General features: G+C 70.9%; 16 protein-coding genes. 10 read left to right on the forward strand and 6 right to left on the reverse strand.

The annotated features are described in order from the left end of the window. Nucleotides 1–52 precede the first annotated feature (52 nt). The 6 genes from AC0680_RS23905 to AC0680_RS23930 all read left to right on the forward strand — a co-directional run bounded on the left by AC0680_RS23905 (nucleotide 53) and on the right by AC0680_RS23930 (nucleotide 6558). On the forward strand, nucleotides 53–1081 hold the full coding sequence (locus AC0680_RS23905) for a sugar ABC transporter substrate-binding protein (RefSeq protein WP_478632127.1): 1029 nt from the start codon (nucleotides 53–55) through the stop codon (nucleotides 1079–1081). After that, complete coding sequence (locus AC0680_RS23910; protein ID WP_478632129.1) at nucleotides 1081–2655, forward strand: sugar ABC transporter ATP-binding protein; 1575 nt, start codon at nucleotides 1081–1083, stop codon at nucleotides 2653–2655. The genes AC0680_RS23905 and AC0680_RS23910 overlap by 1 nt, the downstream gene beginning before the upstream one ends. Continuing rightward, nucleotides 2652–3686 (forward strand): ABC transporter permease, encoded by a 1035-nt coding sequence (locus AC0680_RS23915; protein ID WP_478632132.1) that lies wholly within the window; start codon nucleotides 2652–2654, stop codon nucleotides 3684–3686. Before AC0680_RS23910 ends, AC0680_RS23915 begins: the two co-directional genes overlap by 4 nt. A gap of 14 nt (nucleotides 3687–3700) precedes the next feature. Next, entirely contained in the window at nucleotides 3701–4702 is a 1002-nt protein-coding gene (locus tag AC0680_RS23920) for an aldo/keto reductase (RefSeq protein ID WP_478632135.1), read from the forward strand. A 24-nt stretch (nucleotides 4703–4726) separates the two neighbouring features. Continuing rightward, nucleotides 4727–5560, forward strand: coding sequence for an amidohydrolase family protein (locus AC0680_RS23925; RefSeq protein WP_478632138.1), 834 nt, complete (start codon nucleotides 4727–4729; stop codon nucleotides 5558–5560). 206 nt (nucleotides 5561–5766) lie between these two features. Further along, the gene (locus tag AC0680_RS23930) at nucleotides 5767–6558 is read left to right on the forward strand and encodes a 3-oxoacyl-ACP reductase family protein (RefSeq protein WP_478632325.1); all 792 of its coding nucleotides are present in this window, start codon (nucleotides 5767–5769) and stop codon (nucleotides 6556–6558) included. Nucleotides 6559–6617: 59 nt separating this feature from the next. On the opposite strand, the gene AC0680_RS23935 is transcribed toward AC0680_RS23930, so the two are convergent. The 6 genes from AC0680_RS23935 to AC0680_RS23960 form a co-directional block, all read right to left on the reverse strand. After that, nucleotides 6618–7289 (reverse strand): FadR/GntR family transcriptional regulator, encoded by a 672-nt coding sequence (locus AC0680_RS23935; protein ID WP_478632141.1) that lies wholly within the window; start codon nucleotides 7287–7289, stop codon nucleotides 6618–6620. A 95-nt stretch (nucleotides 7290–7384) separates the two neighbouring features. Then, complete coding sequence (locus AC0680_RS23940; RefSeq protein WP_478632143.1) at nucleotides 7385–8425, reverse strand: glycoside hydrolase family 18 protein; 1041 nt, start codon at nucleotides 8423–8425, stop codon at nucleotides 7385–7387. Between the two features lie 213 nt (nucleotides 8426–8638). Beyond that, the gene (locus tag AC0680_RS23945; protein WP_478632146.1) at nucleotides 8639–10243 is read right to left on the reverse strand and encodes a glycerol-3-phosphate dehydrogenase/oxidase; all 1605 of its coding nucleotides are present in this window, start codon (nucleotides 10241–10243) and stop codon (nucleotides 8639–8641) included. Between the two features lie 13 nt (nucleotides 10244–10256). Continuing rightward, nucleotides 10257–11801, reverse strand: coding sequence for a glycerol kinase GlpK (gene glpK / locus AC0680_RS23950; RefSeq protein ID WP_478632149.1), 1545 nt, complete (start codon nucleotides 11799–11801; stop codon nucleotides 10257–10259). A gap of 46 nt (nucleotides 11802–11847) precedes the next feature. Next, nucleotides 11848–12636: an MIP/aquaporin family protein gene (locus AC0680_RS23955; protein WP_468979865.1), complete on the reverse strand. Its 789-nt coding sequence runs from the start codon at nucleotides 12634–12636 to the stop codon at nucleotides 11848–11850. A 228-nt stretch (nucleotides 12637–12864) separates the two neighbouring features. Further along, on the reverse strand, nucleotides 12865–13629 hold the full coding sequence (locus tag AC0680_RS23960) for an IclR family transcriptional regulator (RefSeq protein WP_478632151.1): 765 nt from the start codon (nucleotides 13627–13629) through the stop codon (nucleotides 12865–12867). A gap of 260 nt (nucleotides 13630–13889) precedes the next feature. On the opposite strand from AC0680_RS23960, the gene metH reads away from it, so the two are divergent. The 4 genes from metH (at nucleotide 13890) to AC0680_RS23980 (ending at nucleotide 21974) form a co-directional block, all read left to right on the forward strand. After that, nucleotides 13890–17399 carry a methionine synthase gene (metH, locus tag AC0680_RS23965; RefSeq protein ID WP_478632153.1) on the forward strand — a complete coding sequence of 1170 codons (3510 nt, stop codon included), beginning with the start codon at nucleotides 13890–13892 and terminating at the stop codon, nucleotides 17397–17399. Nucleotides 17400–17601: 202 nt separating this feature from the next. After that, nucleotides 17602–18315 carry an HAD family hydrolase gene (locus AC0680_RS23970; RefSeq protein ID WP_478632156.1) on the forward strand — a complete coding sequence of 238 codons (714 nt, stop codon included), beginning with the start codon at nucleotides 17602–17604 and terminating at the stop codon, nucleotides 18313–18315. A gap of 362 nt (nucleotides 18316–18677) precedes the next feature. Further along, nucleotides 18678–20285 carry an ABC transporter substrate-binding protein gene (locus AC0680_RS23975; protein WP_478632159.1) on the forward strand — a complete coding sequence of 536 codons (1608 nt, stop codon included), beginning with the start codon at nucleotides 18678–18680 and terminating at the stop codon, nucleotides 20283–20285. Between the two features lie 90 nt (nucleotides 20286–20375). Beyond that, on the forward strand, nucleotides 20376–21974 hold the full coding sequence (locus AC0680_RS23980; protein WP_478632162.1) for an ABC transporter substrate-binding protein: 1599 nt from the start codon (nucleotides 20376–20378) through the stop codon (nucleotides 21972–21974). Nucleotides 21975–22085 lie beyond the last annotated feature (111 nt).

Consider the following 22085-nt stretch of genomic DNA (forward strand, 5'->3'; position numbering starts at 1 on the left):
CCCCCGACCCGCACCCCGGGGCGGGGGCGCACACCACGACCGAGGGACCACCATGAGACTGCGTACGACCGGCGCGGCGGCCTGTGCCGCGCTGCTCGCCACCGCCGCACTCGCCGGCTGCAACCGCGGCGACACCGCGGGCGGCCGGATCGGCATCGACATGCCCCGTACGGACACCGACTTCTGGAACTCCTACCAGCAGTACCTCGAAAGGGACCTGGAGCACGGCGGCCCGGCCGCGCTGCCGCTGTCGAACTCGCAGAACGACATCGCCAAGGTCGTCTCCAACGTCCAGGCGCTGACCGACCAGGGCGCCAGGGCGATCGTGATGGCCCCGCAGGACACCGGCGCCATCGCCGCCGAACTGCGGCGCCTGGAGGAGAAGAAGATCCCCGTGGTGAGCGTGGACACCCGACCCGACGAGGGCAGGGTCTACATGGTCGTCCGCGCCGACAACCGCGCCTACGGGGAGAAGTCCTGCCAGTACCTCGGCAGGCGGCTCGGCGGCCGGGGCCGGGTCGCCGAACTCCAGGGCGATCTCAGCTCCGTCAACGGGCGGGACCGCTCCGCGGCCTTCGCGTCCTGCATGAAGCGGAGGTTCCCGAAGATCGCCGTGCATGAGCTGGCCACCGACTGGAAGGGCGAGGTCGCCTCCGCCAAGCTGCAGAGCCTGCTCGCCCAGCACCCCGACATCGACGGCATCTACCTGCAGGCCGGCGGCGCCTTCCTGCGACCGACCCTCGCCCTCCTGGAGCAGAAGCAGCTCCTGAAGCCGGCCGGCACCGACGGGCACATCACCATCGTCTCCAACGACGGCATACCGGAGGAGCTGGACGCGATCCGCGCCGGCACGATCGACGCCACCCTCTCCCAGCCCGCCGACCTCTACGCCAAGTACGCGCTGTACTACGCCAGGGCCGCCCTGCGCGCAAAGACCTTCACGCCCGGACCGACCGGCCACGGCTCCACCATCGTGAAGATCGACAACGGCCTTGAGGACCAGCTGCCGGCACCCCTGGTCACCAAGGACAACGTCGACGACAAGAAGCTGTGGGCCAATCAGCTGGAGAAGAACGAGTAGTGGCCGCCGCTACCCACGACCGGCCGGCCGCCGTGCACGCCGAGGGAGTCGTCAAGCGCTACGGTCCCACCCTCGCCCTCGACGGCGCCCACCTGACCGTACGGCCCGGAGAGGCGCACGCCCTCGTCGGCCGCAACGGCGCCGGCAAGTCCACCCTGGTGTCCGTGCTGACCGGCATGCAGCGCCCGGACGCCGGCCACGTCACCTTCGGCGGGGAGCCGGCGCCCGGCTGGGGCGACACCGCCGCCTGGCAGCGCAAGGTCGCCTGCGTCTACCAGAAGTCGATGACCGTGCCGGACCTGACCGTCGCGGAGAACCTCTACCTGGGCCGCTACCAGGGCGGGCGGGTCATCCGCTGGCGGGCGCTGCGCGAGCGGGCCGGCCGGCTGCTCGCCGAATACGGCGTCGAGGCCGACCCGGCCGCCCGGATCCGCGAACTCGGCGTCGAGCAACGGCAGTTCGTGGAGATCGCCCGCGCGCTGTCCTTCGGCGCCCGGCTGATCGTCCTCGACGAACCCACCGCCCGCCTCGACGCCGGCGGCATCGACCGCCTCTTCGGCAAGCTGCGCTCCCTGCGCGCCCAGGGGGTGGCCTTCGTGTTCATCTCGCACCATCTTCAGGAGGTCTACGAGCTGTGCGACACGGTCACCGTCCTCCGCGACGCCCGGCATGTGCTGACCGCGCCCGTCCGGCACCTGGCGAAGGACGAACTGGTGGCCGCGATGACGGGGGAGGCCGCGGGTGCGAGGCACCGGCCGCGGACGACCGGGCGCCGTGCCGGGGAGCCGGTGCTGCGCACCGAAGGACTCGCGCTGGACGGACACTTCGCGCCGCTGGACCTGACCGTACGGGCCGGTGAGGTGGTCGGGCTCGCGGGCGCCGCGGCCAGCGGGAACACCGCGATCGGCGAGACCCTGGCCGGGCTGCGCGCCCCGGACGCGGGCCGGATCGCGGTGCGCGGCCGCCCGGTCCGTACCGGCAGCGTGCCGCACGCCCTCGACGCGGGCATCGGCTACGTCCCCGAGGACCGGCACCGCGAGGGGCTCGTCCCAGGGCGCAGCATCGCCGAGAACGCCACCCTGACCGTCGCCGACCAGCTGGGGCCGATGGGGACCGTACTGCCCTCCAGGACCCGCGAGTTCGCCCGCCGGATGATCGCCTCGCTGGACATCAAGGCGACCGGACCCGGCCAGGTGGTGTCCGGGCTCTCCGGCGGCAATCAGCAGAAGGTCGTGATCGCCCGTGCGCTGGCCCGCGACCCGGCGGTGCTGGTCGCCGTCCGGCCCACCAACGGAGTGGACGTCAGGTCCAAGGACGCGCTGCTGGGCGTCGTACGCCAGGTCGCGGACGGCGGCAGCGGCGCCGTGCTGGTCTCCGACGAGCTGGACGATCTGCGGGTCTGCGACCGGGTGCTGGCCGTCTTCCACGGCCGGGTGACCGCCGAGTTCGGCCGCGGCTGGCACGACCGTGAACTGGTCGCCGCCATGGAGGGAGTGGGCGGCGAAGACGGCCGGCGGACCACCGGGGACGGCGCCCAGGAGAGCACCCAGGACACGGAAGGGACCGCACCATGACCGAGACCGCCCCGCCCCCGGCCGGCGCCGTGGCGGACACCCCGCCGGTGCGCCGCCGGCCACGGATCGATCCGGCCCGCTGGCGGGACCTCTCCCTGGTACCGGTGATCCTCGTGCTGGGCGTCATCGGCTTCGTCGTCTCGCCGGCGTTCCTGACCTCGGACAACCTCGTCGGCGTCGTCCAGCAGTCCACGGAGCTGGGCCTGCTGGTGCTCGGCGAGGCGCTCGTCCTGATCAGCGGGCGGATGGACCTGTCGCTGGAGTCCACCATCGGCCTGGCGCCGGTGATCGCGCTGTGGCTGGTGATGCCCGCGCACGGCGCCCGGTTCGCCGGCCTGGAGCTGCTGCCCGCCTGGACGGCGATCCCGCTGTGCCTGGCCGTGGGCGCGGCGGTCGGCGCCGCCAACGGCTTCCTCGTCCTCACCCTCCGGGTCAACGGATTCATCGCCACCCTCGGCATGCTCACCATGCTGCGCGGCCTGCAGGTGGGCATCTCCGAGGGCCGGTCCATCGGCGACGTCCCGGAGTCCTTCGCCTACCTGGGCAAGGCCGACTGGCTGGGCGTGCCGGCCGCCGTCTGGATCTGCCTGGCCCTCTTCGCGCTCGGCGGCGCGGCCCTGGGCTACCTCCGGCACGGCCGGGCGCTGTACGCGATCGGCGGCAACCCGGAGGCGGCCCGCGCGGCAGGCGTGCGGGTGGACCGGATCACCTGGATCGTGCTGGCCGTCGCCGGGGTGCTCGCCGCCTTCGCGGGCATCCTCTACACCGGGCACTACGGAGCGGTCTCCGCGAGCCAGGGCAACGGCTGGATCTTCCAGGTGTTCGCCGCCGCGGTGATCGGCGGCATCAGCCTCAAGGGCGGCCGGGGCACCCTCTTCGGCGCGCTCACCGGTGTCCTGACCCTTCAGCTCGTCATCAACGTCATGACGCTGGCCGGTGTGCCCCCGCTGTGGACCCAGTTCCTCAACGGCGTGATCATCATCGTCGCGCTGGTCATCTCCCGCTTCACCAGCGGCGAGAAGCAGGACTGAGGGGCGAGGACACCATGCGCCGTCCGCCGTACGGGCCCAGGGAGCTGGGGCGCTCCGGCGTCCGCGTCCCGCCCCTGGGCCTGGGCTGCGCACCGCTCGGCAACCTCTACCGCGCCCTTGAGGAGGAGCAGGCCCAGGGCGTCGTACGCACCGCCCTCGCCGCCGGCGCCCGCTACTTCGACACCGCACCCCACTACGGCCTCGGCCTGTCCGAGGAGCGGCTCGGCCGGGCGCTACGGGGCCACGACCGTGCCACCTACACCCTCTCCACCAAGGTCGGCCGCAGGCTGCGGCCGCTCGCGCCGGGCGAGCGGACGGCCGGTGAGGGCTTCGTGGACACCCCCGCCCGGGCCCGCGCTTGGGACTTCACCCCGGACGGCATCCGGGCCACGCTGGAGGCGTCCTTGGAGCGCCTGGGCGTGGACGCCGTCGACATCGTCTATCTGCACGATGTCGAGGACCATCTGCGCGAGGTGTACGAGACCGGCTTCCCGGCCCTGGCCGAACTGCGCGCGCAGGGGAGCGTGCGCGCCATCGGGTTCGGCATGAACCACAGCGGTGTGCTGGCCCGCCTGGTCGCCGACCTCGACGTGGACGTGGTGCTCTGCGCCGGCCGTTGGACGCTGCTGGAGCGCACCGCCTTCGACGATCTGCTGCCGGTGTGCGCACGGCGCGGCACCTCGGTGGTCGTCGGCGGCGTCTACAACTCCGGCCTGCTCGCCGACCCGTCACCGGGCGCGCCGTACGACTACGCCCCCGCGCCTGCCGGGCTGCTCGACCGGGCACGTCGACTCGCCGCGGTCTGCGACCGGTTCGAGGTACCGCTCAAGGCCGCCGCGCTCCGCTTCCCCTTCGGGCACCGGGCCGTGGCCGCGGCCGTCGTCGGCGCCGCCACCCCCCGGGAGATGGCCGAGAACGCCGCCTTGTTCACCCGGGACATCCCCGACGAGCTGTGGCATACGCTCGTCGCCCGCGGCCTGCTCGACCCCGATCTGCCGCTGCCCCTGAACGAGTGACGCCGAGCCGGGAGCGCGCCCCTGATGCGTATCGACGCCCATCACCACCTGTGGGACCTGACCCGGCGCGAGCAGCCGTGGATGGACGGGCCCTGGGCCGACCCGATCCGCCGCAGCTACGCACTGGGCGACCTCACCCCGCACCTGACCGAGCACGGCGTCGGCGGCACCATCCTGGTCCAGTCGTCGTCCTCCTACGAGGAGACCGCCGAACTGCTCGCCGTCGGGGCGGACCAGGGGCCGGTGGCGGGCGTCGTCGGCTGGGCCGATCTGACCGATCCGGCGCTCGGCGAGGTCCTCGCGGCGCCGCCCGCCGGTCTGGTCGGCATCCGCCACCAGGTCCAGGACGAACCGGACCCCGACTGGCTCATCCGCCCCGAGGTGCTGCGCGGCCTGGGCGTGCTGGCCGACGCCGGACTCGTCTACGACCTGCTGGTCACCCCGCGCGAGATGCCGGCCGCGCACACCGCCGTACGCGCGCTGCCGCAGCTGTCCTTCGTCCTGGACCATGCCGCGAAACCGGCGGTGGCACGGGGGGAGTGGCAGCCGTGGGCGGCCGCGATCACCGCGCTGGCCGGGCTGCCGAACGTCAGCTGCAAACTGTCCGGGCTGGTCACCGAGGCCGACTGGGACGCCTGGCGACCGCAGCAGATCCTGCCCTACGCCCGGCATGTGCTGGAGGCGTTCGGCCCCGACCGGGTGATGTTCGGCTCCGACTGGCCGGTCTGCACCCTGGCCGCCGGCTACGAGGACGTCGTCGCGCTCGCGGAGTCGGCCACCTGCCGGCTCGGCGCGGCGGAGCGCTCGGCCGTCTTCGGGGGGACGGCGGGGCGGGTGTACGGGGTCGCGGTGGCATAGCCGCGGGGGAGGGGGGCGGAGCCCCGCCCGGGGCGCGGCCGCGGGGCGCCGCGGGCCGTCGAGTCGCCGTCCGGATTCCGCCAGCTTAGGCCGCGGCCGGGCCGCAGGATCGAGTCGTACCGGAGAGCGCGGCGCCCCGACGGACCACACGGGTCCACGGGCGCCGGCGACTCCACCGACCGAGACGAAGGCGACGGGTGACGACGATGACGGCACAGGTGATGGCGCAGACGAAGACCGCGGCGGCGCGGGGCGGCAGCCGGCCGCTCACCGGCAAGGTGGCGCTGGTGACCGGCGGCAGCCGGGGGATCGGCGAGGCGATCGCGCTGCGGCTGGCCGCCGACGGAGCGGCCGTGGCCCTGACCTACCAGAGCCGGGCGGACCGGGCCGAGCAGGTCGTCAAGGAGATCGAGCGGTCCGGCGGACGGGCCTGGGCGGTACGGGCCGACAGCGGTGACGCGGAGGACGTGTGGGCCTCGGTGGCCGGCACCGTCGAGCGGTTCGGGCGGCTGGACATCCTGGTGAACAACGCGGGGGTCGGTGTGCTCGGCCCGTTCGAGGGGATCTCGCTGGAGGACGTCGACCGGGTGCTGCGCACCAACGTCCGGGCGCCGTTCCTCGCGGCGCAGGCCGCGGCCGCGCATCTGGCCGGGGGCGGGCGGATCATCTCCATCGGCAGCTGCATGGCGGAGCGGGTGGCCTTCCCCGGCGGCACCCTCTACGCCACCAGCAAGGCCGCGCTCACCGGCCTGACCAAGACCCTGGCCAAGGAGCTCGGACCGAGGGGCATCACCGCGAACCTCGTCCACCCCGGCCCCATCGACACCGACATGAACCCGGCCGACGGCGACAGCGCGGAGCTGCAGGCCTCACTGACCGCGCTGGGCGCGTACGGCCGGGCCGAGGACGTCGCGGCGACCGTGGCCCATCTGGCGGGTGACGGCGGGCGCTACATCACGGGTGCGTCGATCGCGGTGGACGGGGGATTCGCGGTCTGACGCGGCCGCGCGGGGCGGGCGCCGGCTCACGGCACAGGGAGCCGGGCGCCCGGGTCACGTCACAGGGACGCCCGCAGCCACTGCTCCACGCTGGCGATGTGCACCGTGGCCCAGGCCCGCGCCGCCTCCGCGTCCCGGTCGCGCAGCGCGCCGAGGATCGCGCGGTGTTCGGTGAGGGTGCGGGCCACCGCGTCCTTCTGGGTCAGCCCGCGCCAGATCCTGGCCCGGGTGGTCGGCCCGGACAGCCCGTCCAGCAGCGAGCAGAGCACGGAGTTGCCGGACGCCGCGACGATCCCGCGGTGGAACTCCAGATCGCAGGCGACCAGGTCCTCGACCGAAGGGTTCGGCCCCAGCGCGTCCAACTGGGCCTGGAGCACGTCAAGTTCCTCCGCCGCGATCCGGCCGGCCGCCATCGCCGTGGCGGCCGGCTCCAGGATCCGGCGGACGGCGAGGAACTCCAGCACCGTGTCGTCGCGGTGGAAGTCCACCACGAAACTCATCGCCTCCAGCAGGAGTTGCGGATCGAGGCTGGTGACGTAGGTGCCGTCGCCCTGGCGTACGTCCAGGATGCGGATGAGGGAGAGCGCGCGCACCGCCTCGCGCAGCGAGTTGCGGGACAGGCCGAGCTCGGCCGCCAGCTCGCTCTCCTTCGGCAGCCGGTCGCCGGGCCGCAGCGCGCCGGAGACGATCATTCCCTTGATCTTCTCGATGGCCTCGTCGGTGACCGCCATGCCGACCTCCCCGCTCGTCTCCGCACGGTCGTCCGCGCGGACGACCCCACGGATTCCCGCTCAGATGTCCCGCTCAGACATCCGATGTCTGGCCATTATGGCCTGTCGCGCCGTCCCCAGCCGCTCTCGTACGCCGCCCAGTCCTCCTCCGTGGCCGTGAAATCGACGTACAGCGCCGTACCGAACCGCCGGCGGCCCGGATCCTCCCGGCTCAGCCCCAGTCGTATGCCCCGCACCGCGGCCCGCACCGTCTCCGCCGACGCGTGATGGCCCATGTCGTCGGTGTGGAAGAACGGCAGCCCCATCAGCAGATCGGTGCGCGGCCCGGTCGCCTCCAGCGCCAGCCGGGTCTGCTGCGCCACATAGCCGCCGTACAGACCCTCGGTCGGCAGGGCGGTGTCGTACGACATCAGCGCGATCTGGTCGACGCGGCGCGCCACCTGGCCGAAGAACCGCTGGGATATCCACTTGGGGTGGCCGGTCACCGCCCCGGTGACCGTGTGCAGCCCCGGCAGCGGATCGATCTGATGGACCGCCACGGACAGGATCCCGCCCCGGTCGTGCACGGCGGGCCCGAGCCGGTCCAGCAGCCGCAGGTAGTCGGGGTTGTCGGAGTGCAGCGGCTCGACGTCCAGATGGACCCCGGCGAAGCCGTCCGACAGCACCTGGCGGGCGCTGGCCACGATCGCCGCGCGGGCCGAGGCGTCCGCCAGCCGCAGTCCGCCCCGCTTGCCCTTCTCGTACACCAGCCGGTCGCCCAGCCAGGCGTGCACCCGCACCGACGGCAGCTCGCGGTGCACCGCGGCGATCAGCCACCGCGCCCGCGGGTAGGCCCTGCGGGCCGGCGGCAGGGTGCCGTCGTGCTCCAACGGCCCGGCGTGCACGTACAGATCACGTATTCCGGTGCCCTCGATCCGCCGCCGCAGCGCGGCCACATCGGAGGCGTCCCGCCGCCCGTCCACCCAGGCGTGCCCGAGCCAGAAGGCGTCCCGTCCCCGCGTCGTGGTCTCGGGGGCGGCCGCCCCCGCGTACTGGGCGCGCAGCGCCGTCACCGCCAGCGTCACCGGCAGTACGACCAGCACGGCGAGCGCCCAGGTCGTCCACTTCCCCGCGCGTCGCCATCGTCGCCGAGCCATCGCCGTCCCCCCGTTGTGTTTTCCGGTGCACATCATGGCAGCAGCCACTGACAGTGACCGCACGCCGGGGCCTGTCACCCGCCCCGGCCTGCGACGGCACGCGAAAACGACGGTGAGGCGGCCCTCATGGACCGCCCCACCGTCACTGAACGTACGACGCCCGGGAGGGACATCGGCCGCCCGTCGGCCGCCGATGTCCGCCCGCTGCCGGCGTCAGCCCGCCAGCATGTCCTTGACCTTGGCCCGGACGTCCTCCGTGTCCAGTCCGCGGATCATCAGGGTCGTACGGCGGCGCAGCACGTCGTCGACCGTCTCGGCCCACTCGTTGTCCCGGGCGTAGGCGACCTGCGCCCAGATCTCCGGCGCGTCCGGGTGGATGCGCTCGGCCAGTGCCGGGTTGTCGTTCGCCAGCCGGGCGATGTCGAAGGAGAGCGAACCGTAGTGGGTGGCCAGGTGCCGCGCGGTCTCCGGGGCCATCCGCGGACCCGGCGTGCCGCCGTCGACGAGCAGCCGGTGCGCGACCGCGTTGGGGTTGGCGATACCGGGCAGCGGGAGCTTCTTCGGCAGGTGCGCGATCGGCTCCATGTCGTCGGCCAGGGGGTGGCCGGGCAGCTCGGCGAGCTTGTTCATGACCGTACGGCCGATGTGCCGGAAGGTCGTCCACTTGCCGCCGGCGACCGACAGCATGCCGCCGCTGCCCTCGGTGACGACCGTCTCGCGCTTGGCCTTGGAGGTATCGCCCGGGCCACCGGGCAGCACCCGCAGGCCCGCGAAGGAGTAGGTGATCAGGTCGCGGGACAGCTGCTGGTCGCGGATGGAGAAGGCGGCCTCGTCCAGGATCTGGGCGGTGTCCTTCTCGTTGACCGAGACGTCCGCCGGGTCGCCCTCGTACTCCTCGTCCGTGGTGCCCAGCAGCAGCATGTCCTCCCAGGGGAGGGCGAAGGTGATGCGGTACTTGTCGATCGGGGTCGCCAGCGCCGCCTTCCAGGGGGCGGTGCGCTTGAGGACCAGGTGCGCGCCCTTCGACAGCCGGATGGAGGGGGCCGCGTTGGGGTCCTCCATCTTGCGCAGGTGGTCCACCCACGGGCCGGTGGCGTTGAGCACCAGGCGGGCGTTGACGCCGAACTCCTGGCCGTCCATCCGGTCCTTGAGCTCGGCGCCGGTGACCCGGCCCTGGGTGAAGCGCAGACCGGTCACCTCGGCGTGGTTGAGGACCGTGGCGCCGGCCGCGACCGCCGCACGGACGGTCATCAGGGCCATCCGGGAGTCGTTCATCTGGTCGTCGCCGTACACGGCCACGGCCTTGAGGTTGTCCGTACGCAGCTCCGGAACGTCGCGCTGCGCCTTGGCCGGAGATATGACGTGGCCGACGCCGTCGCCGAACGCGGACAGCGCGGAGTAGGCGAAGACGCCCGCGCCGAGCTTGGCCGCGCCGTGCGGGCCGCCCTTGTAGACGGGCAGGTAGAAGGTCAGGGGGTTGGCGAGGTGCGGTGCGACCTCGCGGGAGACCGCCCGCCGCTCGAAGTGGTTCTCCGCCACCAGCTTGACCGCGCCGGTCTGCAGGTAGCGCAGACCGCCGTGCAGCAGCTTGGAGGAGGCGGAGGAGGTGGCGCCGGCGAAGTCGCCGGCGTCCACCAGGGCCACCCGCAGCCCGGCCTGTGCGGCGTGCCAGGCAGTGGAGATGCCCAGGATGCCGCCGCCGATCACCAGGAGGTCGTACGTCGCCTTGGACAGCTGCTCCCGGGTTTCGGCGCGGCTCGCGTTCGAACCGTGGGCCGGGTGCGTCCCAAGTGCCGGGACGCTCTGCAGGGTGCTCATGATGTGCTCCTCGTCAGCTCTCGTCGTCGTCGAGCCAGCCCATGGTCCGCTCGACCGCCTTGAGCCAGCTCTTGTATTCGCGGTCACGGGTGGCCGCTTCCATGCGGGGGGTCCATTCGGCGGCCCGGCGCCAGTTGGCGCGCAGCTCGTCGGTGCTGGACCAGAAGCCGACGGCCAGTCCGGCCGCGTAGGCAGCGCCGAGGCAGGTGGTCTCGGCGACCATCGGGCGCACCACGGGGGCGTCCAGGAAGTCCGAGATCGTCTGCATCAGCAGGTTGTTGGAGGTCATGCCGCCGTCGACCTTGAGTGCGGTCAGGTCGACGCCGGAGTCCTTGGTCATGGCGTCGGTGATCTCGCGGGTCTGCCAGGCGGTGGCCTCGAGCACGGCACGCGCGATGTGCGCCTTGGTGACGTAGCGGGTCAGACCCGCGATGACACCGCGCGCGTCCGAGCGCCAGTAGGGGGCGAACAGGCCGGAGAAGGCCGGTACGAAGTAGGCGCCGCCGTTGTCCTCGACCGTGCTGGCGAGGGTCTCGATCTCGGCCGCGCTGTTGATGAGCCCCATCTGGTCGCGCATCCACTGCACCAGCGAACCGGTGACGGCGATGGAGCCTTCCAGGGCGTAGACCGGCTGCTCGTCGCCGATGCGGTAACCGACGGTCGTCAGCAGCCCGTTGTAGGAGTTCACCGGCTCGTGCCCGGTGTTCATCAGCATGAAGGTGCCGGTGCCGTAGGTGGACTTGGCCTCGCCCTGGGCGAAGCAGGTCTGGCCGAAGAGCGCGGCCTGCTGGTCGCCGAGCGCGGAGGCCACCGGGACGCCGGCGAGCACACCGCCCACGGTGTGGCCGTAGACCTCGGCCGAGGACTTGATCTCCGGCAGCACCGCGGCCGGAATGTCCATCGACTGAAGGATCTTGTCGTCCCACGCCAGCGTGTGCAGGTTCATCAGCATGGTGCGCGAGGCGTTGGTGACGTCGGTGACGTGGTGGCCGCCGTTGACGCCGCCGGTCAGGTTCCAGATGACCCAGGAGTCCATGGTGCCGAAGAGGATCTCGCCGCGCTCGGCGCGCTCGCGCAGGCCCTCGACGTTGTCCAGCAGCCAGCGGATCTTCGGGCCGGCGAAGTACGACGCCAGCGGCAGGCCGGTCTCCCGGCGGAAGCGGTCCTGGCCGACGTTGCGGCCGAGCTCCTTGCAGAGCGCGTCGGTGCGGGTGTCCTGCCAGACGATGGCGTTGTGGACCGGCTCACCGGTGTTCTTGTCCCAAAGGACGGTGGTCTCGCGCTGGTTGGTGATGCCGATCGCCTTGACGTCGGCGGCGGTGATGCCCGCCTTCTCGACGGCGCTGTCGACGACCTGCTGGACGTTGGTCCAGATCTCCGCGGCGTCGTGCTCGACCCAGCCCGGCTTCGGGAAGATCTGCTCGTGCTCCTTCTGGTCGACCGAGACGATCCGGCCGTCCTTGTCGAAGACGATGCAGCGGCTGGAAGTCGTCCCCTGGTCGATGGCCGCGATGAACGGGCCGTGCCCGTGGGAGGCGGTGGTGTGGGTGTCGCTCATGGTGTGCTCCAAGAAGTCTGTGCGGGCGGCGGGGCGGTCAGGCGGCTCAGGCGAACGCCAGCTGGTAGATGCCCCCGGCGATGGCCCCGCCGATCAGCGGGCCGACGACCGGAATCCAGGCGTAGCCCCAGTCTGAACCGCCCTTGTTCGGCAGCGGCAGAAGCGCGTGCACGATACGCGGACCGAGGTCGCGGACCGGGTTGATGGCGTATCCGGTCGGACCGCCCAGCGACAGACCGATGCCGACGACGACCAGCGCCACGATCAGCGTGCCGATCACACCGACGCCCTTGCCGTTGTCGCTCAGGCCGAGCGTGAGGATCGAGAGCACCAGCACGACGGTGGCGATGATCTCGGTGGCCAGGTTCTGCGCGACATTGCGGATCTCGGGGCCGGTGGAGAAGATCCCGAGCACCGGGCCCGCCTTGGGAGCGGCCTTCGGGTCGACCAGGCCCTCCTCGCTGGAGTGGTCCGCCAGCACCTCGGGGTCGGTCAGATGCGCCCGGAACTGTCCGTAGTAGACGATCCACACCAGCACAGCGCCGATCATGGCGCCGAGCAGCTCGCCGGCCAGGTAGACCGGCACCTGGCTCCACTCGATGCCGCCCTTGATGGCGAGGCCGAGTGTGACGGCGGGGTTGAGGTGTGCGCCGGACTTCGCGGCGATGTAGGCACCCGTGAGGACGGCGAAGCCCCACCCGAAGGTGATGGCGACCCATCCGGCGTTGAACGCCTTGGAGCGCTTGAACGTAACGGCGGCGCAGACGCCGCCACCCATCAAAAGCAGAACAGCGGTACCGATGGTCTCGCTGATGAAGATGTCGGAGCTGGACACCCGCGACTCCTTTGTCCTTCGTCCAGGGGAAGGCGAACCCCGGGTCCCTCCGGTGGTCCGCACCCTCCGAGAGGGCGGTGGTCGGTCCCGCGGCAATGCTCACCATAGCGAATATTGTCGTTAGGTGTTCGACAATGCCGACCGACGAACGGCAGTTTTGTTCACCGTGGGAACCCCGTCAAGGGTTCTTTGGCCAAAAACTTAGGTGAACTTAAGGGGTGAAACCGGTCAGAATCGCCCTGCGCCAAGATCACGGGACACTGCGCGTGCGCAATCCCTCACAGCAGCGACGATTTCCGGCCGCAGTTCGCCGTCGCGGCACAGCCGCTCCACCGCGCCCGTGACGCCCACCGCGCCCACCGGCATCCGCCGCCGGTCGTGGACCGGCGCGGCCACCGAGGCCACCCCCTCCCAGGTCTCCTCCACGTCCGCGGCCCAGCCGCGCGCCCGGGTCAGATCGAGCAGGCCCTCGAAGTCCCCCAGCCCGGTCACCGTGCGCGGCGTGAACGCCTCCCGGTCCGCCTCGACCACCTCGCTGTGCGCCACCGGGTCGTAGGCCGAGAGCACCTTGCCCAGCGCCGTGCTGTGCAGCGGGTGCATCGCCCCCACTTCCAGCACCTGCCGGCTGTCGTCCGGGCGGAAGACGTGGTGCACGATCAGCGCGCCCTGCTGGTGCAGCACGCCCAGGTAGACCGCCTCGCCACTGGAGCGGGCCAGGTCGTCGGTCCACACCAGGGCGCGGGCCCGCAGCTCGTGCACGTCCAGGTAGCTGTTGCCCAGCCGCAGCAGCTCCGCGCCCAGCTGATAGCGGCCCGAGGCGGCGTCCTGTTCGACGAAGCCCTCCTGCTGTAGCGTGCGCAGAATCCCGTGGGCGGTGCCCTTGGCCAGTCCCAGGGAGGAGGAGATGTCGGACAGCCCCAGCCGCCGCTCCCCCCCTGCGAGCAGCCGCAGCATCGCGGCGGCGCGCTCCAGTGACTGGATGGTCCGTGCCATCGGGCAACCTCCGAGGTATGCGGTTCGACAATGCTGAACGATATCGGCCCATGCCGACTTCAGTCAGCGAACCTGCTGTTCTTTGTGAGCGAACCGGAGTCTGCCAACGATCGCGGATAGTGCACGACAGGGGGTGGTGCCGTGCTGTCCACGGCGTGAAACGGGGAACACGTGTACCGGACCGGCAGCTACGCTGGCCGGGTGCGCCCTCTCAAGGAGGGTGCAAAGCCGACAGCCGTCGCAACCACGGGAGCATCTCCATGGCCTCGAACACGCCATCGCCCATCAGCACGTCCCGCGTCGAATCCCTCCGCGAGGCACTCGCCACGCGGGTGGTCGTCGCGGACGGAGCCATGGGCACCATGCTGCAGGCGCAGGACCCGACCATGGAGGACTTCCAGCAGCTGGAGGGCTGCAACGAGATCCTCAACGTCACCCGGCCCGACATCGTGCGCTCGGTGCACGAGGAGTACTTCGCGGTCGGCGTCGACTGCGTGGAGACCAACACCTTCGGCGCGAACTTCGCCGCCATGGCGGAGTACGACATCCCCGAGCGCGTCTACGAGCTCTCCGAGGCCGGCGCCCGGATCGCCCGCGAGGTCGCCGACGAGTTCACCGCCTCCACCGGCCAGCAGCGCTACGTCCTCGGCTCCATGGGCCCCGGCACCAAGCTGCCCACCCTCGGTCACGCCCCCTACGTCACGCTGCGCGACGCCTACCAGCAGAACGCCGAGGGCATGATCGCCGGTGGCGCGGACGCGCTGCTGGTGGAGACCACCCAGGACCTGCTGCAGACCAAGGCCGCCATCCTGGGTGCCCGCCGCGCCCTGGAGGTCACCGGGACGAACCTCCCGGTGATCTGCTCGGTCACCGTCGAGACCACCGGCACCATGCTCCTCGGCTCCGAGATCGGCGCCGCGCTGACCGCGCTGGAGCCGCTGGGCATCGACATGATCGGCCTGAACTGCGCCACCGGCCCGGCCGAGATGAGCGAGCACCTGCGCTACCTCTCCCGCAACTCCCGCATCCCGCTCTCCTGCATGCCCAACGCGGGCCTGCCGGTACTGGGCAAGAACGGCGCCCACTACCCCCTGACGCCCGGCGAGCTGGCCGACGCCCAGGAGAACTTCGTCGCCGACTACGGCCTGTCTCTGGTCGGCGGCTGCTGCGGCACCACGCCGGAGCATCTGCGGCAGGTCGTCGAGCGGGTACGCGGCGTCACCCCCTCGACCCGCCAGGTGCGCCCCGAACCGGGCGCCGCCTCCCTCTACCAGACCGTGCCCTTCCGCCAGGACACCTCGTACATGGCGATCGGCGAGCGCACCAACGCCAACGGCTCGAAGAAGTTCCGCGAGGCGATGCTGGAGGGCCGCTGGGACGACTGCGTGGAGATGGCCCGCGACCAGATCCGCGAGGGCGCCCACATGCTCGACCTGTGCGTCGACTACGTCGGCCGGGACGGCGTCGCCGACATGGAGGAGCTGGCCGGGCGCTTCGCCACCGCCTCCACCCTGCCCATCGTGCTGGACTCCACCGAGCTGAACGTCATCCAGGCCGGCCTGGAGAAGCTCGGCGGCCGTGCGGTCATCAACTCCGTCAACTACGAGGACGGCGACGGCCCCGAGTCGCGCTTCGCGAAGGTCACCGCGCTGGCCGCCGAGCACGGCGCGGCGCTGATCGCGCTGACCATCGACGAGGAGGGCCAGGCCCGCACCGTCGAGCACAAGGTGGCCGTGGCCGAGCGGCTGATCGCCGACCTGACCGGCAACTGGGGCATCCGTGAGTGCGACATCCTCATCGACTGCCTGACCTTCACCATCTGCACCGGCCAGGAGGAGTCCCGCAAGGACGGCATCCACACCATCGAGGCCATCCGGGAGCTGAAGAAGCGCCACCCCGAGGTCCAGACCACCCTGGGCCTGTCGAACATCTCCTTCGGCCTCAACCCGGCCGCCCGCATCGTGCTCAACTCCGTCTTCCTCGACGAGTGCGTCAAGGCCGGCCTGGACTCGGCCATCGTGCACGCCTCGAAGATCCTGCCGATCGCCCGGCTGGAGGAGGAGCAGGTCAAGGTCGCCCTCGACCTGGTCTACGACCGGCGCAGCGAGGGCTACGACCCGCTGCAGAGGCTGATGGAGCTGTTCGAGGGCGCCACCGCCAAGTCCCTCAAGGCGGGCAAGGCCGAGGAGCTGGCCGCCCTCCCCCTGGAGGAGCGCCTCCAGCGGCGCATCATCGACGGTGAGAAGAACGGCCTGGAGGCCGACCTCGACGAGGCCCTCAAGGACCGCCCCGCCCTCGACATCGTCAACGACACCCTCCTGGAGGGCATGAAGGTCGTCGGCGAGCTGTTCGGCTCCGGGCAGATGCAGCTGCCGTTCGTGCTGCAGTCCGCCGAGGTGATGAAGACCGCGGTGGCCCACCTGGAGCCGCACATGGAGAAGTCCGACGACGAGGGCAAGGGCACCATCGTGCTGGCCACCGTCCGCGGCGACGTCCACGACATCGGCAAGAACCTCGTCGACATCATCCTGTCGAACAACGGCTACAACGTCGTCAACCTCGGCATCAAGCAGCCGGTCTCGGCCATCCTGGAGGCCGCCGAGGAGCACAAGGCCGATGTCATCGGGATGTCCGGACTCCTGGTCAAGTCCACGGTGATCATGAAGGAGAACCTGGAGGAGCTCAACCAGCGCAAGATGGCGGCCGACTTCCCCGTCATCCTGGGCGGCGCGGCCCTCACCCGCGCCTACGTCGAGCAGGACCTGCACGAGATCTACGAGGGCGAGGTCCGCTACGCCCGGGACGCGTTCGAGGGCCTGCGGCTGATGGACGCCCTGATCGCCGTCAAGCGCGGTGTACCGGGCGCCGCCCTCCCCGAGCTCAAGCAGCGCCGGGTCCCCAAGCGGGACACCGCCGTCCTGGAGGTCCAGGAGCCCGAGGGCGCGGTGCGCTCCGACGTCGCCGTCGACAACCCCGTGCCCACCCCGCCCTTCTGGGGCACCCGCGTCATCAAGGGCATCCAGCTCAAGGAGTACGCCTCCTGGCTGGACGAGGGCGCGCTGTTCAAGGGGCAGTGGGGCCTGAAGCAGGCGCGTACCGGCGAAGGTCCGACGTATGAGGAGCTGGTGGAGACCGAGGGCCGCCCCCGGCTGCGCGGCTGGCTCGACAAGCTGCAGACCGAGAACCTCCTGGAAGCCGCCGTCGTGCACGGCTACTTCCCGTGCGTGTCCAAGGGCGAGGACCTGATCCTGCTGCACGAGGACGGCACCGAGCGCACCCGCTTCACCTTCCCGCGGCAGCGCCGCGGCCGCCGGCTGTGCCTGGCCGACTACTTCCGCCCCGAGGAGTCCGGCGAGACCGATGTCGTCGGCCTGCAGGTCGTCACCGTCGGCTCCAAGATCGGCGCCGCCACCGCCGAGCTGTTCGAGGCCAACTCCTACCGCGACTACCTCGAACTGCACGGCCTGTCCGTCCAGTTGGCCGAGGCGCTGGCCGAGTACTGGCATGCCCGGGTCCGGGCCGAGCTGGGCTTCGGCGGTGAGGACCCCGACGACGTCGAGGACATGTTCGCGCTCAAGTACCGCGGTGCGCGCTTCTCCCTGGGCTACGGGGCCTGCCCCGACCTGGAGGACCGCGCGAAGATCGCCGACCTCCTGCGGCCGGAGCGGATCGGCGTCGAGCTGTCCGAGGAGTTCCAGCTCCACCCGGAGCAGTCCACCGACGCCATCGTGATCCACCACCCGGAGGCCAAGTACTTCAACGCGCGGTAGTAAGCAGTAGGCGCACGACGACTCCGCGTAGCGGTCAGGGCCGTCCGGGTATCCCCCGACGGCCCTGACCTGTGTCACCACGCATTCCGGCGCACACCGTCGTACACTGGTCGGTCCGGTAGCGGCCGGTCGTTTCCCCCCAGCCGGGGATGACGACCGGCCCTTTCGTCCCTTCGGGGACAGTCGCAGTGGAGGTGGACGGATGACCAGCAGCATCCCCGCAGTCGGCACCCGAACGGCCGAAGCCGCGACCCTGCAGGCCGTGTTCCTGGACCTGGACGGCACCCTCGTCGACACCGAGGGGTTCTGGTGGGAGGCGGAGGCCCAGGTCTTCGCCGAGCTCGGCCACATCCTGGACGACACCCACCGCGAGGTGGTGGTCGGCGGCCCGATGACGCGCAGCGCCAACTACCTGATCCAGGTCACCGGCGTCGACATCAGCCTGCCCGAACTCAGCGTGCTGCTCAATGCCGCCTTCCTGGCCCGGATCCAGCGGGGCGTGCCGCTGATGCCGGGCGCCCGCAGGCTGCTCGCCGAGCTGGCCGCCCACGGCGTGCCCACGGCGCTGGTCACCGCCTCGCACCGCGCCATCGTCGACCAGATGCTGCACTCGCTCGGCGCGGAGAACTTCCGGCTGACGCTCGCGGGCGACGACCTGGCGCGCACCAAGCCGCACCCCGACCCGTATCTGACGGCCGCCGCGCGGCTGGGCGCGGACCCCGCGCGCTGCGCCGTCGTCGAGGACACCCTGACCGGTGTGACGGCCGGGGAGGCGGCCGGCTGCCCGGTCGTGGCGGTGCCCTCGGTGACACCGATCCCGCCGGCCGTCGGCCGTACGGTCGTCCGCTCGCTGGAAGAAGTCGATCTGCCATTTCTCCGGGCGCTCATCACGGAAAGCCGCGGCGGCGTGCACTGAGCGTGTCACCGGGGAAAGCCGACGGAACTGAGGGCAGCGGCCCGCTCATTTTCCGTGACGAATACACTGACCGAATTGGTGCATCGCCACGGTCCCTTGAACGCGTGACGTTTCTCACGTGCCTGGCCGTCGACAGCGGGCCCGGCAGCTGCTCCAGGGGCCCTCTTCGGTGGTTCCTACGGGGGTAAGTGTCCGGATTGGTGGAGCAACGCGCGAAACGTTCCGCCGTCCGAATATCGACCACCCTGCATCGCTATCCAGGTGCCATATCGTTTCAACTCCTTTGTGTCTCAGCGCGGCTGGCCGTTCCTACTAATGTCGTCGCGAGCAACACTGCTGCGCTGATAAGGAACCTGCCCACGATGAATCGCAAGACCCTGGTGCTGCCGGCGCTGGCCGGTCTACTTGCCCCCGTTCTCGCCGCCTGTGGAAGCACCGACGGCGCGGGTGAAGGCGGCGATCCGATCGTCGTGGGCGTGGCCACGCCCATCGAGGCCACCAAGGCGGCCCCGGCGCCCCTCGACCCGGCCCAGGCCTACGACATCGACGCCTGGAACGTGCTGCAGGGCACCCTCCAGACGCTGCTGCGGCTGCCGCGCAGCGGCACCGCGCCGGTGCCCGAGGCGGCTTCGTCCTGCGGGTTCCGCGACACCCAGAACGAGCAGTTCCGCTGCACGCTGCGCAGCGGCCTGAAGTTCTCGAACGGACATGCCCTCACGGCGCAGGACGTCAAGTTCTCCATCGAGCGCATGAAGACCATCAACAACACCAATGGTCCGGTGTCGCTGCTCGAGGGCATCGACAAGGTCGAGACGCCCAGTGACACCGAGGTGGTCTTCCACCTCAACAAGCCCGACGCCACCTTCCCGCAGAAGCTCACCACGCCCGCCGCGTCGATCGTCGACCCCGAGGTGTACCCCAAGGGCCGCCTCTACAGCGGCTTCGACGTGGTCGGCTCCGGCCCGTACACCCTCAAGATCGAGCGCAGCGGCAACCGCGTCACCAAGGCCCTCTTCACCAAGAACCCCGACTACAAGGGCGGGGTGAAGGTGAAGAACGACAAGGTCGAGATGCGCTTCTTCACCGACTCCGCGTCCACGGAGCGGGCGCTGCGCAAGGGCACCGTCGACGTGATGAACCGCGGGCTGTCGCCCGACCAGGTCAGGGGTCTGGAGAAGGCTCGCGACCAGCACATCGCGCTGCAGGAGATGCCCGGCCAGGAGATCCGCTACCTCGCCTTCAACACCAAGGACCCGGTCGTCTCCAACAAGGCCGTGCGGCAGGCGATGGCGCAGGTCATCAACCGCTCGGACCTGGTGCGCAACGTCTACTCCTACACCGGCGACCCGCTCTTCTCGATGGTTCCCACCGGCCTCACCGGCCACATCAACTCGTTCTTCAACAAGTACGGGAACCCCAACGCCGCGGCCGCCCGCAAGACGCTGAGGCAGGCCAACATCACCACCCCCGTGAAGTTCACCCTGACGTACACCACGGGCCACTACGGCTCCAGTACCGTCAAGGAGGTCCGGGCGCTGCAGGGCCAGCTGAACCGCACCAAGCTGTTCGACGTCAGCATCAAGGGCATCGACAGCTGGCAGCAGTTCCGCACCGAGTCGCTGGACGGCAAGTACAGCGTCTACAACATGGGCTGGTTCCCCGACATCCCGGACGCCGACAACTACGTCGCGCCGTTCATCGGCAAGCAGAACTTCCTCGGCTCCCCGTACCGCAACTCCAAGATCGAGTCCCAGCTGGTCCCGTCCAGCCGCCAGCAGTCCGACCGCAACGCCGCCGCGGCCGACTTCAAGCAGGTGCAGGACATCATCGCCGAGGACGTACCGCTGCTGCCGCTCTGGCAGGGCAAGCAGTACGTCGCCGCCCGCGATGACATCACCGGCATCGAGTGGGCCCTGAACTCCTCCTCGACGCTGCAGATCTGGGAGCTCGGCCGCGGCGTCGCCGACTGAGCCGGCGGATCCGCACCACACCGCACAACCCCCGCCGCGGCCTTCTCCGCCGCGGCCTGACAGGCACCACCCAGATCGTGAGGACTTTTAGTGAGGAAGCGTGACCAGTGGCTGGCCGCCCCGATCGGAGCGGGGCTGGCAACAGCTCTGCTCGCGCTCGCCGGGTGCGGCACGGACGACTCGGGAGCGGCCGGCACCGGCGAGCCCGTGGTCATGGGAATGACGGACAAGGTCGTGGCCACCGACCCCGCAGCCGGTTACGACCCGGGGTCGTGGCTGTTGTTCAACAACGTCTTCCAGTCCCTGCTGAGCTTCCCCAAGGGCGGCACCACCCCCGAGCCGGAGGCGGCCAAGAGCTGCTCCTTCACCGACACCGACAGCAAGGTCTACCGCTGCACCCTCAAGGACGGCCTGACCTTCAGCAACGGTGACGCGCTGACGTCCAAGGACGTCAAGTACTCCTTCGACCGCACCAAGCGCATCAAGGACAAGAACGGCCCCGCCGTGATGTTCTCCGCCCTGGAGAAGGTCGAGACGCCGGACGCCAAGACCGTGGTCTTCCGCCTGAAGACGCCCGACGCCACCTTCCCCATGAAGATCGCCTCGGGTGCCGGCTCCATCGTCGACCACGCCCAGTACCCCGCCGACCGGCTCCGCACCGACGGCAAGGCCACCGGTTCCGGTGTCTACACCCTCAAGGAGTACGGCCGCCAGCAGGCCGTCTTCTCCGTCAACGACTCCTACAAGGGCCCCGCGAAGGTCAAGAACTCCGGGATGACCGTGAAGTTCTTCAACGCCCCCGAGAAGCTCAAGAAGGCCGTCCAGAGCGGTGACGTCGACCTCGCCTACCGAGGCCTGTCGATGAAGGACATCGCCCACCTCGACGGCGCCTCCCTGCACCAGCAGCACGGCACCAAGGTCATCGAGGGCGGCAGCGCCGAGGTGATGCACCTGGTCTTCAACCTCAAGGACCCGGTCGCCGGCAAGCTGGGCGTCCGCAAGGCGATCGCCTACCTCCTGGACCGCTCCACGCTCGTCCGGGACGTCTACCAGCGCACCGCCGAGCCGCTCTACTCGATCGTCCCGGCCGGCATCACCGGCCACAACACCTCCTTCTTCAACACCTACGGCGACCGTCCGCAGCCCGACAAGGCCAAGGCCGCGCTGCGCTCCGCGGGCTTCAACGGCAAGGTGCCGCTCACGCTGTGGGCCACCCCCGACCGCTTCGGGCCGGGCACCGTCCCCGCCTTCCAGGAGATCGCCCAACAGCTCAACGCCAGCGGCCTGTTCGACGCCAAGGTGCGCTCGGTGCCCACCGAGGACTACGACAAGGGCGTGCGCGACGGCCGGTTCGGCGTCTACGTCAAGGGCTGGGTCCCGGACTACCCGGACCCCGACAACTTCACCCAGCCGTTCTTCGGCAAGGACAGCGTGCTGTCCAACAACTACAGCTCCACCGACATCACCGGCCGGCTGCTGCCCAAGACGGCCGACCAGCAGGACCGCGCCGCCACCAAGGCCGCGTTCCGGGAGCTGCAGGACATCGTCGCCAAGGACGTGCCGATCATCCCGATCTGGCAGGGCAAGCAGTACGCGGTCGCCCGCGACGGCGTCACCGGCCTCGAATGGACCCTGGACTCCTCGACGGTCTTCCGGTTCTGGGAGATCAGCAAGTCCACCGTCGCCTGACCGGACGCCACCCACACGGCGGGGGGGGGGGGGGGGGGGGGGGGGGGGGGGGGGGGGGGGGGGGGGGGGGGGGGGGGGGGGGGGGGGGGGGGGGGGGGGGGGGGGGGGGCG

This window comes from Streptomyces sp. NPDC043738, from assembly GCF_056436545.1.